Origin of the sequence: Nonomuraea sp. NPDC001636 (assembly GCF_040298265.1) — a bacterium.
Lineage (GTDB): Bacteria > Actinomycetota > Actinomycetes > Streptosporangiales > Streptosporangiaceae > Nonomuraea.
Genome location: NZ_JBEOZT010000001.1, coordinates 42,100 through 54,322, shown reverse-complemented (window position 1 = coordinate 54,322; position 12,223 = coordinate 42,100). Strand labels below are relative to the sequence as shown.

General features: G+C 73.5%; 10 protein-coding genes. 1 reads left to right on the top strand and 9 read right to left on the bottom strand.

What is annotated here, in order from left to right; all coding sequences use genetic code 11:
- Position 1: 1 nt before the first annotated feature.
- Genes ABT158_RS00245 through ABT158_RS00225 form a run of 5 tightly spaced genes read right to left on the bottom strand, consistent with a single transcriptional unit; the run spans position 2 to position 4,006 of the window.
- Complete coding sequence (locus ABT158_RS00245) at positions 2-928, bottom strand: cation diffusion facilitator family transporter (RefSeq protein WP_352349249.1); 927 nt, start codon at positions 926-928, stop codon at positions 2-4.
- Between the two features lie 50 nt (positions 929-978).
- Entirely contained in the window at positions 979-2,085 is a 1,107-nt protein-coding gene (locus tag ABT158_RS00240) for an SIS domain-containing protein (RefSeq protein WP_352349247.1), read from the bottom strand.
- Entirely contained in the window at positions 2,082-2,249 is a 168-nt protein-coding gene (locus ABT158_RS00235) for a Trm112 family protein (protein WP_352349245.1), read from the bottom strand. Before ABT158_RS00235 ends, ABT158_RS00240 begins: the two co-directional genes overlap by 4 nt.
- Positions 2,246-3,595, bottom strand: coding sequence for a phosphomannomutase/phosphoglucomutase (locus ABT158_RS00230; RefSeq protein WP_352349243.1), 1,350 nt, complete (start codon positions 3,593-3,595; stop codon positions 2,246-2,248). Before ABT158_RS00230 ends, ABT158_RS00235 begins: the two co-directional genes overlap by 4 nt.
- Positions 3,596-3,637: 42 nt before the next feature.
- Complete coding sequence (locus ABT158_RS00225) at positions 3,638-4,006, bottom strand: DUF3499 domain-containing protein (RefSeq protein ID WP_352349241.1); 369 nt, start codon at positions 4,004-4,006, stop codon at positions 3,638-3,640.
- A gap of 393 nt (positions 4,007-4,399) precedes the next feature.
- On the opposite strand from ABT158_RS00225, the gene ABT158_RS00220 reads away from it, so the two are divergent.
- Complete coding sequence (locus ABT158_RS00220; protein WP_221762053.1) at positions 4,400-4,759, top strand: metallopeptidase family protein; 360 nt, start codon at positions 4,400-4,402, stop codon at positions 4,757-4,759.
- Between the two features lie 19 nt (positions 4,760-4,778).
- On the opposite strand, the gene ABT158_RS00215 is transcribed toward ABT158_RS00220, so the two are convergent.
- The 4 genes from ABT158_RS00215 to ABT158_RS00200 form a co-directional block, all read right to left on the bottom strand.
- Positions 4,779-6,086 (bottom strand): DUF5719 family protein, encoded by a 1,308-nt coding sequence (locus tag ABT158_RS00215; RefSeq protein WP_352349239.1) that lies wholly within the window; start codon positions 6,084-6,086, stop codon positions 4,779-4,781.
- On the bottom strand, positions 6,083-8,890 hold the full coding sequence (locus ABT158_RS00210; RefSeq protein WP_352349237.1) for a glycosyltransferase family 2 protein: 2,808 nt from the start codon (positions 8,888-8,890) through the stop codon (positions 6,083-6,085). Before ABT158_RS00210 ends, ABT158_RS00215 begins: the two co-directional genes overlap by 4 nt.
- Positions 8,891-8,994: 104 nt before the next feature.
- Positions 8,995-9,255 carry a WhiB family transcriptional regulator gene (locus tag ABT158_RS00205; protein WP_020546325.1) on the bottom strand — a complete coding sequence of 87 codons (261 nt, stop codon included), beginning with the start codon at positions 9,253-9,255 and terminating at the stop codon, positions 8,995-8,997.
- A 321-nt stretch (positions 9,256-9,576) separates the two neighbouring features.
- Positions 9,577-12,120 carry a hypothetical protein gene (locus ABT158_RS00200; RefSeq protein ID WP_352349234.1) on the bottom strand — a complete coding sequence of 848 codons (2,544 nt, stop codon included), beginning with the start codon at positions 12,118-12,120 and terminating at the stop codon, positions 9,577-9,579.
- Between the last annotated feature and the right edge of the window lie 103 nt (positions 12,121-12,223).

Here is a 12,223-nt window from a genome sequence, read left to right as displayed (position 1 = left end):
GTCAGCTCGTCGTCGTGCGCAGCCGGTCGAGGTCGGGCTCCAGGTAGATCACCCGCGCGATCGGCACGGCGTCGCGGATGCGCCGCTCGGCCTCGTCGATGCCGCGGGCCACCTCGCCGGCCGTGTCGTCGTGCTCGACCGCGATCTTGGCGGCCACCAGCAGCTCCTCGGGGCCGAGGTGCAGCGTGCGCATGTGGATGATCCTGGCCACCTCGGGCGAACCCTCCAGCGCGGCCCGGATCTGCTCCTCGACCTCGGGCGAGGCGCCCTCGCCGAGCAGCAGCGACTTGGTCTCGACGGCCAGCACGACCGCGATGATCGCCAGCAGCACGCCGATCATGAGGGTGCCGATGCCGTCCCAGACGCCGTCGCCGGTGACGACGGCCATCGTCACGCCGAACAGCGCGAAGATCAGACCGAGCAGCGCGCCCAGGTCCTCCAGCAGGATGACGGGCAGCTCGGGCGACTTCGACCGGCGGATGAAGGCGAACCACGACTGCTTGCCGCGCAGCGGGTTGGACTCCTTGATCGCCGTACGGAAGGAGAAGCCCTCGGCGATGATCGCGAAGATCAGCACCGCGAACGCCCAGATGGGCTTGTCGACTTCGGCCGGTTCGGAGATCTTGTGCCAGCCCTCGTAGAGGGAGAAGACCGCGCCGATCGTGAACAGCACGACGGCGACCACGAACGCGTAGAAGTAACGCTCGCGCCCGTAACCGAAGGGGTGGGTCTTGTCGCTGGCCCGCTGGGCCCGTTTCCCGCCGATCAGCAGCAGGAGCTGGTTGCCCGAGTCGGCGACCGAGTGGATGCCCTCGGCCAGCATCGAGGACGACCCGGTGAAGAACGCCGCCACGAACTTCGACACCGCGATCGCCAGGTTGGCGCTCAGCGCCGCAATGATTGCCTTCGTGCCACCACTCGCGCTCACCGGACGTCTCCGCTCATAAAGATGACCTAAAAAGACCCTGACATGGGATCCTATTGGGAAATCCTGGCCCGAAGCTCAGTGATCGTGGCCACAGGCGTCGGATCGACGGCGTAACCGAGGGCCAGGTAGGTGGCGGCGTAGTCGGCCAGGCCGACGAGCGCGGCCAGCCGTTCGAGCGGATGCACGCCCTCCGCGGTCAGCTCGGTGACCGGCACGTCACGGTCGTGCGCGAGCCGCAGCGACGCCTCGCGCTGCCGCGTGACCTGCGGATGTTCCTCGACGTCGCGCAGCATGACGAGCCTGAGCGTCGGCCCGGCCTCGTCGGCGAAGATGTCCCGCTCGGCCAGCGGCCCCTCCAGGGCCGCCACCTGGTTGTGGCCGGCCTCCGGCAGCTGGCCGAAGACCGCGGGGTACTTGCCGGTCTCGTTGAGCTGGCAGGCCAGCCGGTACGCCGCCGCGCAGGCCACCGGCGAGGAACCCCAGATCATCGGAATGCTCTCGGCCAGGTCCATGGCGAGGGACTTGCCCGGGTTGACGAAGGACTCGCTGGAGGGACGGCTGCGGTTGGCGATGTCCTCCAGGATCGCGGCCACCCGCTCGAACACCTCGGGCCCGGCCGTGACCAGGCCGAGCGCGGACGCGGCCACGATCACCGGAACCGTCAGCAGCCACAGCCCTGACCTCGGCTGCCCCTCGACCCGCACCGGGACGTGGATCGCCGACGCCTGCACGGCCACGGCCTCCAGCGGCGAGCCCGGCGGGCACACGGCCAGCAGCCCGCAGCCCCGCCGGACGGCCTGGACGGCGACGGAGACCGTCTCGTCGTCGTCGCCGGTGGCGGAGACGGCGATGACCAGGTCGGTCGCGCCGACCCAGCCCGGCAGCTGGTAGGACCGCAACGTCACGATCGGCACCGGCACGCCGTTGCCGCACACCGCCGCGAGGATGTCTCCGGTCAGGCCCGCCGTGCCCATGCCCGCGACCACGACGGCCCGCGGGCGGCCCTGGGCGGACAGCCGGTCGACACCGGCCTCGACCGCGGCACGGTGGCCCGTGCGCACCTGGGCGGCCGAGGCCGCGACCGCGAGCAGCATGCCACCCGGATCGGCCGCGGTGAGGTGTTGCTGGTCATCGAGCCGCCCGGGCTCCCAGGTCACGGCTTCCTTGCCTCATCGACCAGCAGGACGGGGATGTCGTCGCGCACGGGGTAGATCAGACCGCAATCCGTGCAGACCAGCTCCTCGGTCTCGGCCTCGGCGCGCAGGTGCGCCTTGCAGGCCGGGCAGGCCAGGATCTCCAGCAGCCAGTCGTCGATCTTCACAGTGACACCCTTCCCACGATGGCGAGGACCTCGTCCTTGATCGCCTTCATCTTGCTCTCGTCGGCCGCCTCGGCGTTCAGCCTGAGGAGCGGCTCGGTGTTGGACGCGCGCAGGTTGAACCACCAGTCGGGGCCGGTGATCGTCAGGCCGTCGAGCTCGTCGACCTCGCCGCGGCCCGCGAAGGCCGCGCGGACGAGCGCCAGCGCCTCATCCTGGTCGGCGACCGCGCTGTTGAGCTCGCCGGATGCGTGGTAGCGCGAGTAGGCCGCCACCACCTGGGACAACGGGCGCTCCTGCTCGCCGAGCGCGGCCAGCACGTGCATCGCGGCGAGCAGGCCCGAGTCGGCGAACCAGAAGTCGCGGAAGTAGTAGTGGGCGGAGTGCTCGCCGCCGAAGATCGCGCCGGTGCGGGCCATCTCCGCCTTGATGAAGGAGTGGCCGACGCGCGTGCGCACGGGCGTGCCGCCGTGCTCGCGGACGATCTCCGGCACGCCGAGCGAGGTGATCACGTTGTGGATGATCGTGCCGCCGGGGTCTTTGGCCAGCTCGCGGGTGGCGACCAGGGCGGTGACGGCCGACGGCGAGACGGACGCGCCCCGCTCGTCGACCACCCAGCAGCGGTCGGCGTCGCCGTCGAAGGCGAGGCCCAGGTCGGCGCCGCTCTCGACGACGGCCCGCTGCACGTCGAGGAGGTTCTGCGGCTCCAGCGGGTTGGCCTCGTGGTTGGGGAAGCTGCCGTCGAGCTCGAAGTAGAGCGGGACGAGCTCCAGCGGCAGGCCCTCGAACACGGCCGGGACGGTGTGGCCGGCCATGCCGTTGCCGGCGTCGGCGACGACCTTGAGCGGCCGGATCGCCGACAGGTCGACCAGCCCGCGCAGGTGGGCGGCGTAGCCGGACAGCAGGTCCTTCTCGATCAGCGACCCGGTCGGGGTGGCGGGGGCGCCCAGCAGCTCGGCCGCGCGGTCGCGGATCTCGGCCAGCCCGGTCTCGCCGCCGATCGGCACCGCGCCGCCGCGGCACATCTTCATCCCGTTGTAGCGGGCCGGGTTGTGGCTGGCGGTGAACATCACGCCGGGCAGGCCCAGGCTGCCGCTGGCGTAGTAGAGCAGGTCGGTGGAGCCGAGCCCGGCGAAGACGACGTCGGCGCCGCGCGATCGGGCGCCCCTGACGAACGCCTCGGCCAGCGGCACGGAGGACTCTCGCATGTCATGGGCGACCACGACGGACGCGGCTCCGGTCACCTCGACGAACGCCGCACCCACGGCCTCGGCGATCGGCTCGTCGAGCTCGTCGGGAACCACCCCGCGAACGTCGTACGCTTTGAAGATCTTGGCGAGGTCGCCCACTCTCCAGCTCCGCCCCTAGGTCGTTTGTCGTGTGAAACGAGCCTACCGGTCGCGGTGCTGCTGGGCCGACCGAAGAACGCGCAGGTGGCCCCTGCGCCCGACCTCGACCCCTTGGCCGACCGGCTCGCCGCTGCCGGACGGGGCGGGCCTGGCGGCTTCCCTGACCGCGTTGGCCAGCGCCTCCAGGTCGTCTGAGCTGGGGGAGTTGCCGTCGGTGGGGAGCCGGACGACCTCCCAGCCGCGGGGAGCGGTCAGCCGCTCGGCGTGTTCGGCGCACAGGTCGTAACAGTGTGGCTCGGCGTACGTCGCCAGAGGGCCGAGAACTGCGGTCGAGTCGGCGTATACGTACGTGAGCGTGAAGACGGCAGGCTGGCTGCAAGCGGTGCGGGAACAGCGGCGGACGGGGCTCACGGAGGGACCGTATCTGGTAAGAGTGCGAGGCGCCACTATCTGAGCGCTCTTAACGAGCGTGTCGCCACAATTCGGACACCTGTCGCAGGCTTTCCACCCACATGCGCCGTTGCGCGCGCCTGAGGGACAACCTTGCCCCCTCGCCGCCGACGCCACACCGGTCGTGCCGTACTTTCGGGATTCCTTGATCGACGACCGAGGAGAGTGACCAGCCGGGCGCGAGGGCGAACCCCGACAACCCACGCCCCCTGACGGCGGCGACGCGGGCGGGGGTTCCGGGGGTTCGCGGGCACGTGCCCTTACACTTGGGCGGTGACTCCAAAGCGCGGTCCCAGACGGCGCGATCGCCACGGTCGTGGCCTGCGCGGCCCCCTCGCCCCCTCCCACGTCCCCATGGCCCGTTCCCGCAGCGAGCGCTTCGACGACCTCGTCCTCGACGCCGTCGACCGGCTGCGGCCGCGGTGGGACAAACAGCTGTCCGCCGTGGAGTTCGCGGTCGAGGAGGTGCCGCCGCTCAACGAGCTGGGCGACGGCCCGAGCATGGGCACCGAGCCGATCCCGTTCGGCCGGGCCGACGCGGCCAGCGGCCAGTCGCCGGCCGCGGTGGTGATCTACCGCCGTCCGCTGGAGGCGCGCGCCCGCGACCGCGACACCCTGGGCGCGATGGTGCACGACACGGTGGTCGAGCAGGTCGCCACGCTGCTCGGCCTCGCCCCCGAGACCGTCGACCCGGGCTACGACGACCGCCGCTGAATCGTGGGTGACCCGCGGTTCAGCCGGGCAGCACCACGCGGGGGCTGTCGGTCAGCGCGGGCAGCACGGTCCACACGCGCGCGGGCGCGAGCGGCTGGGCGGTCACGAGCAGGCCGTCCTTCTCCCGCTCCTCGATGACCCGGCCGCCGTAGACCCGGCCCGACACGGGCGTGACGACCACCGCGAACTCGCCCTTGCCGCGCAGCCGCACCTCCTTGGTCCGCCCGGCCGGCACCGCCACCTCGTACGGCCTGCCCGCCGCGCCCTTCGCCGGCACCTCCTGCACCCTGACCTCGCCCGGCCCGTCCGGCGCGGTGAACAGCAGCCGCGTGCCCGGACCGTTGCCCGCGACCGCGCTGCCCAGGTCGAGCGGGGGCGTGCCCGCGGTGAACGCCACGTCCAGCCGCTGCCCGGTGCCGGTGGCGACCAGCCCGGCCACGATCGGCGCGGGCGCGGTGAGCACGAGCGCGGCCGCCTCGCCGCCGATCCCGGTGGTCACGTCCAGCGCGACCACGCTGCCGGCCGGCACGTCGATGCTCTCGCGGCCCCTCATCGCGTACGCGGCGTCCTCGCTGACCGCCTTGACCTGCACGGACACGTCGTTCTCGCCGGGGGCGGCGACCAGCAGCTCGCGTCGCCCGCCGCCGCCGGGGATGCCGGGCACCACCACGCGGGTGGCCGGGGGCGCGGCGAGCGGCAGCCAGTCCACGCCGCCGCCGCGCATCGACGCCCTGGCCGCGACCGCGAGCCGGCCGAAGACGGTGGTCACGCCGACGGCCATGACGTCGGCCGAGGGCGCGAGCGTCTTGAGATCGATCTCTTTGTGCTCGCCGGGCGCGATCTCCAGGCCGCGGCCCGCGTCGCCGGAGACCGGGCCCTCGGCCGCGTACACCTCGACGTCGGCCTGGGCCGGGGCCTTGTCGGCGTTGGTGAGGTGCAGGATCACGTCGGCCGCCGCGGGGCCGGGGCCGGCCAGCCAGGCCGACTGCGCCGGCTCGGTGCAGCGCACCCCGGACAGCCCGCGGGCCGCGCCCGAGGTCACCCGGGTGGTGTATCCGGCTTCGAGCGCTCCCGGGCCGTTCGTCACGTACGGCTCGGCGTTCTTCATGACCTCGTGGGACAGGCGTCCGGGCAGGTAGACGTTCATCCGCGCGCCTTCGGCGCCGGGGCAGACGGCGGTCACCGACTCGACGGCGACCTTCCGCGGCCCCTCGGCCCTGACCGGGACGGAGGCCGGACGGGTGACGAGGGCGACGCCGTACAGGGCGGACAGGGCCACCACGACCAGCACCAGCAGGCCGAACCGGTTCTCCACGAACGCCTTCATCGCACCCCCGCGGGCACCGGGACGGCCGCCTCGACGCCCTCGACCGCGCCGCTCCCCCGGCGTCCCGGCGTGGCCAGGACCAGCACGACCAGGGCCAGCACGCCCTGGGTCCACAACCAGGGCGCGTGCAGGACGTCCGCCGGCTGGGCGGGCACCCGGGTGAACGGCTCGGTCAGCCGCCACAGGCCGCCCGCCTCCGACAGGCTCATGCGTTCCAGCGACGGCTGGGAGTCCAGCGACCTGGCCAGCGGCGGCGGCACCGGCCCGGCCACGGCCAGCATGGCGATCCCGTGCTGGGCCAGCGTCGCGGCGTCGGTTCCGCCACGGCCGCCGACCAGGCCGCGCGCCGCGTCCGCCACCTTGGACCGTCCCTCGGCGGCGACCGGCAGCTCGGCCTCGCCGATCAACGGGGTACGGCCGTGCAGCACGGTGAAGGCGTCCCCCTTGACGACCAGCGTGCGCTCGCCGTGCCGGGTGCTCCACGCGGCCAGCGCGGGCAGCACGTCGGGCGCGTGGCCGGTCAGCGGGCCGCGCACCCCGTACGCCACCCAATACCCGGCGGCCAGGATCGGCGTGCTCACCGCCGCGGCCACCGCCAGGGACGCGCCGATCCTGCGCAGCCCGCCGCCGGCCCGCAGCTCGGCCAGCCGGTGCGCGGTCAGGCCGACGAGCACCAGCAGCCCGGTCCCCGCGAACGCCAGCGGCACGCCGGGCCAGGCCCGCGCCCCCTCGACGCTGATCCGGCCGACCAGGACGGCCGCCAGCACGCCGTACAACGTGACGCCCCAGCCGATCGCGACGATCAGCCGCTGGCGGCGCATGAGCAGCGCGGCCAGCGCCGTCACCATCAGCCCGGCCGTCACCCAGAACGGCGGCAGCCCCGGCCCTCCCGGGCTGAGCGCGAGCAGCGACTCCGGCGCGAGCCCCGCCGCCACCAGGGCGGGATCGTGCAGGCCCGCCTCCAGGAGGATCCGGCCCGGGTCCGTCACCAGCCCGGCCAGCCACGGGAGCAGCAGCGCGACGGGCACCGCGAGCGCGATCACCATGGAGGTCACCACGCCGCGCCGCACCCCGCCGTACGCGACGGCGGCCAGCACGCCGAGCACCGCGAAGAGCGGGTACACCAGCGGGACGAACGCCGTCCCCACGGCCAGCAGCAGCCCGAGCGCCCAGGCCGCGCGCCGCGCGCGGCGCCGCTGCGCGGACAGCAGCGTGGTGCCGAGCGCGGCGTACACCGGGACCAGCACGAACACCACCGCCGTGCCGAGCCGTCCGGACGCGATCGCGCCGGTCGCGACGGGCAGCAGCGCGTACGTGCCCGCCGCCCACGCCCGCGCGGGCACCGCCGGGATGACGTGCCGGGTCGCCAGGTACGCCGACGCCCCGGCCAGCGGCACCGAGCCGAGCAGCAGCACGGACACCGCCAGCCACGTCTTGCCGAGCGCGAGCGTCGAGGCCAGCGCCAGCAGCGCCACGTACGGCGGCGCCCAGTCGGTGGAGCCGAGCCCGATGTCGTGGAAGCCCTCGGTGTAGAACCGCCACAGGTCCCCCGCGCCGCCCGTGACCGGGACCAGCGCGCCGCCGCCCAGCCGGTCGCCGCCGAGCAGCGACCGTTCGGCGGCTAGCGAGATCACGGCCAGGGCGATCATGAGGACGACGCCGGGCCGCCGGAGGAAGCCCTTGACCGCGCCGGTGTCGGCGGGCGCGCTGTCCTCGTCGTCCTCGGGGGCGGAGTGGTGGTGGCGGCCGGCGGAGTCGACGGGGCCCGCGCCGGCGAGGAAGCTCTGCACCATGTCGGTCAGCCGCCGGTAGGCCGCCCCCGGCGGCGTCAGCAACCGCTTAATACGAATAAATCCCTTTTTACGGCCTTCGCGGCGGGCCCTGCGCGCCTTCAGCAGCCGGACCGGGTGCGCCAGGATCGACCCCAGCGCCACCATCTCGTCCAGCGCGTTCGCCGGCTGCTTGCCCACCAGGAACAGCAGCGTGCGCAGGGCCGACCCGGCCAGGTTCCGCAGCAGCGCCCACACCATCACGCGGAACGGCAGGTTCGCCATGACGACGAACATCGCGTTGCGCCGGTCGAGCCTGCGCGGATGGTCGCCGCTGACCGTGATCCGCCGCCGCCTGCGGGCCGCCGCCTCGGCGTGCCAGGCCACCGCCGAGGTGACGGCCAGCACCCGGTGACCGGCGTTGCGCACCCGCCAGCACAGGTCGAGGTCGTCGCGGAAGAGCGGGAACAGCGGGTCGAGGCCGCCGAGCCGCTCCCAGACGTCGCGGCGGACCAGCATGCCCGCCGTGGAGACCGAGAGCACCTCCCGGGTGCCGTCGTGCTGCCCCTGGTCGAACTCGCGCGGCTCCAGCCCGGTGTCCCTGCGCCCGGTGAGGCCGACGGTCACGCCCAGTTCGAGCAGGCGCCGGCGGTCGAGCCAGTCGCGCAGCTTCGGGCCGAGCACCGCCGCCTTGGGATCCTGCTCGGCCGCCATGAGCAGGGCCTCCAGCGCCCGCCGGTCGGGGGCGCAGTCGTCGTGCAGCAGCCAGAGCCACTCGTCCTGGCCGCACGGCGGCAGCCGGTCCAGCACCTCCGCCACCGCGTCGCCGAAGGAGGCCGAGCGCGGGAGCGTGAGCACGTTGGACGCGCCGAGCGCCTGTACGAGCAGGTCGGCCGAGCCGTCCCTGCTGCCGTTGTCGACCCCGGCGACGCGCTCCGGCCTGCGGCTCTGACCAGCCAGCGCGCGCAAGGTGTCCCCCAGCCAGCGGCCGCCGTCATGGGCGACGACGATCGCGGTGACGAGGGGGCGTGACATGAGCGGGCGACTCCAGCGTTGATCAGGCGCGCCCACCCTACAGGTGACATCACACGCGAAAAAGGGCCACGCGGGCTACCGCGTGACCCTTTCGCTCATATCCCCTAAACGGCCTGGCGCTTGATCCGTCTGCGCTCCCGCTCCGACAACCCACCCCAGATGCCGAAGCGCTCATCGTGTTCGAGCGCGTACTCCAAGCACTCGGCACGGACCTCGCACGATCGACAAACCTTCTTGGCTTCTCGGGTGGAGCCGCCTTTTTCCGGGAAGAACGCCTCCGGATCGGTCTGCGCGCACAACGCACGCTCCTGCCATCCGAGTTCTTCAGCGTCAAGCTGATCCTGTGCGATGACCGGATCGGTCACTGCACACCTCCCTGCCGCCCGCCCGCAATGGAGCCCCCCATGGACGCCTTCCTCCTACCCACCCACGGGAAGGCGTAACAACATGGTTGTAATTACACGCGCGTGCCGTACGTGACGTCAAGCGGCATGACGGTATCCGGGGAAAGACCGACTCTCGCCCCGGTGTGCTCGGCATGTGGTGTTCGCACCAGGCCGAGGCCCCCTGCACAGCAAGGCTTCGACCCGGTTCGTTCAACGCTGTCAGCGGTCGGAACCGTACCAGGGCGGGGTAGACGCCCGCCCTTTGGGCCACCTTCTCTCTAGCCGTCGTTTGCCGGTCCGTTACCTGCGTGGCTCGTTGGGCGTGTATATGGCCGTTGGGTCGATTGGGTCGTCACCCGGGCGGTTCTGGGCGCCCAGGGCGTCCCCCAACTGCGAGGGGTCGAGCCGCATCGTCGACTCGCCCTGCGCCTCACTCCAACCGGCGGGGGCCTGGTGGGTGGGGCGGTAGGTCTGGGGCTGCTCGTACTGGCCCTGCTGGGGTTCGTACGGGTTCTGCTGCTGGTACGGCTGGGCCTGCTGCGGGTGGCCGAACGGGTCGTCGTACGGCCTGGCCGGCTGGCCGGCGTAGTCGGGCACCCGCAGGTCGGGCTGGGTACCGGAGGCGGCCGTCGAGCTCTGGTAGGTCTCGGCCTGCTGGTAGGCGTCCAGGAGCTGCTGGGAGCGCGGGTCCACGGGCGGGTCCGGCTCCTGGAAGGCGGGGGTGGCGAACTCGTGGCCGGAGTAGCCGGTGAACGGCTGGCCGCCCTGCTGGTCGAAGGCGTTCTGCCGGTCCTGGTACGGCTGCTGCTGCTCCGCCTGCGGATACGGGACGCTCGGGCTGGTCTCGCCGCTCGGGTACGCCTGGTCGGCGAAGGCGTTCGGGGAGCTGTTGCTCGGGGCGTACGGGTTCTCGGGGGTGGGGTAGCCGGACTGGCCGTACGCGCTGGGCTGGCTGTCGGCCGGGACGTACGGCGCGGGGGTGTACTCGCCGGCCGGCGGCTGGTAGCCGGAGTCGGGCAGCGTCTCGGACGGGGTGTAGGCGGGCGGGGCATAGCCCTGGTCCTGGCCGAAGCCCTGCGGCTGCGCGAACGGCTGACCGGCCGACGCCTGGGAGTGGCCGAAGGGCTGCTCGGCGGACGCGGCGGGAAGCGCGGCCCTGGCCGGCTGGTAGGGCTGCGGCTGGTACGACTCGGACTGCTGCCCATGGGAGGGCTGGCCGAAGGGGGTTTGCTCGGGCTGCTGCCCGTGCGGGGACTGCCCGAAGGGGGTCTGCTCAGGCTGGCCGTGCGAAGGCTGACCGAAGGAGGCCTGGTCGGGCTGCTGGCCGAACGGCGACTGGTCGGGCTGCTGGCCCTGGGCGGGCTGGCCGAACGGGGGCTGGTCGGGCTGGCCGTAGGCGGGCTGCTGGCCGTGCCCCTGGCCCTGGACCTGGCCGTAGGCGGGCTGGGCCTCGGGGGGCTGGGGGGCGTAAGGGGACTGCGCCTCGGCCGCGTGCGGGACGGGGGTCTCCTGCTGGTGGCCGTAGCCGGGGGCGTCGGACTGGCCGAAGCCGGGCGCGGACGGCGCGGGCCGGCCGTAGCCGGCGGGGTCGGGCTGGCCGAAGGCGGGGGCGGGCTGGCCGTAGCCGGGGGTGGACGGCTCGGGCTGGCCGTAGCCACCGGTGGAGGGGTCGGGGTGGCCGCCGTAGCTCGGGGGCTGCTGGCCGTAGCCGGGCTGCGCGCCGGGGCTCGGCGCCTGTCCGCCGCCGTAACCCGGCTGCTGCCCGAAGGCGGCCTGCTGGTCCTGCTGGCCGTAAGGCGCCTGCTGGTCCTGCTGGCCGAAGGAAGCCTGGGAGTCCTGCTGGCCGTACGAAGCCTGCGGGTCCTGCTGGCCGAAGGCGACGGTGGCGTGCTGGCCGGACGGGGGCTGGGGCGCGTACCCGGCGGAGGCGGGCTGGGGCTCGTAGCCGGAGGACGGCGGCTGGGGCGCGTAGGCCGGGGACTGCTGGCCGGAGGGCGGCTGGGGCGTGTAGCCGGGGGACTGCTGGCCCGACGGCGGCTGGGGCGTGTAGCCCGAGCCTGCGGGGACCTGGCCCGACGGCGGCTGGGGGGCGTAGCCGGAGGAGGCGGGCTGGCTGTCGGGAGCCGGGGGCTGGGCGTCCTGGCCAGGGGGGAGCTGGGCGAGCGCGGGCTGCTGGCCGTAGGGGGTCGGCGCGGCGTGCGGCTGCGCGTACGCGGGCTGGGGCGCGGGCTGGGGTGCGGGGTCGGGCCGGCCCTGGGAGGGCTGGTCGGGCTGGCCGTAGGCGGGCTGGTCCGGCTGGCCGAACTGCTGGGGGCGGCCGTACTGGGGCTGGTCCTGCTGGCCGAACTGCTGGGGCTGGCCGTAGTGGGTGGTGGGGCGGCCGTACCCGTCGAGGGTGGGGATGGGGGCCCGGCCGGGCATGACCTCGGGGAGCAGGTAGACCAGTCCGACGGCGGTCAGCGCGAGCAGGGGCACGCCCGTGAGCACGTGCTCCACCACGCCGCGGAAGCCGCCACCGGCGAACAGCCCGACGATCAGGGCCAGCGCGCCGAACACGGCGGCGAGCAGCAGGCCGGCGGCCGAGCCGTAGGCGATGAGCCGGGCCTTGGCCGAGCGCTCGCCCGTCCTGGTGACGAGCAGCACGGCGCCCACGAGCAGCGCGGTCACGACCGGGCTGATCAGGCCCGTCAGGTTCGCGGCGGCGCGGGTGGCGAACCCGCCGCCGAGCGGGCTGCCCGAGCCGATCAGGATGTGGCCGATCGTCAGGACGACGTCCACCAGCCCGGTGACGAGCATGATCCAGGCAGCCGGCTCCCGTAGTCGGGCGGCATTTACTTTGCTCATGAGTAACCCCCATCGGACCCTTTGGCCCGAAGGGAGTTTGCCACATTGCCGACTTTCGCGGCGGATGTCCCAAGAACCTCTTCCACCCCATTTACCCCTATAC

Bases quoted from the DNA above. Each gene is read 5' to 3' on its own strand.
- ABT158_RS00220 (WP_221762053.1), top strand. From the start codon at position 4,400: ATGGCCCGTTCCCGCAGCGAGCGCTTCGACGACCTCGTCCTCGACGCC.
- ABT158_RS00215 (WP_352349239.1), bottom strand. From the start codon at position 6,086: ATGAAGGCGTTCGTGGAGAACCGGTTCGGCCTGCTGGTGCTGGTCGTG.
- ABT158_RS00210 (WP_352349237.1), bottom strand. From the start codon at position 8,890: ATGTCACGCCCCCTCGTCACCGCGATCGTCGTCGCCCATGACGGCGGC.
- ABT158_RS00200 (WP_352349234.1), bottom strand. From the start codon at position 12,120: ATGAGCAAAGTAAATGCCGCCCGACTACGGGAGCCGGCTGCCTGGATC.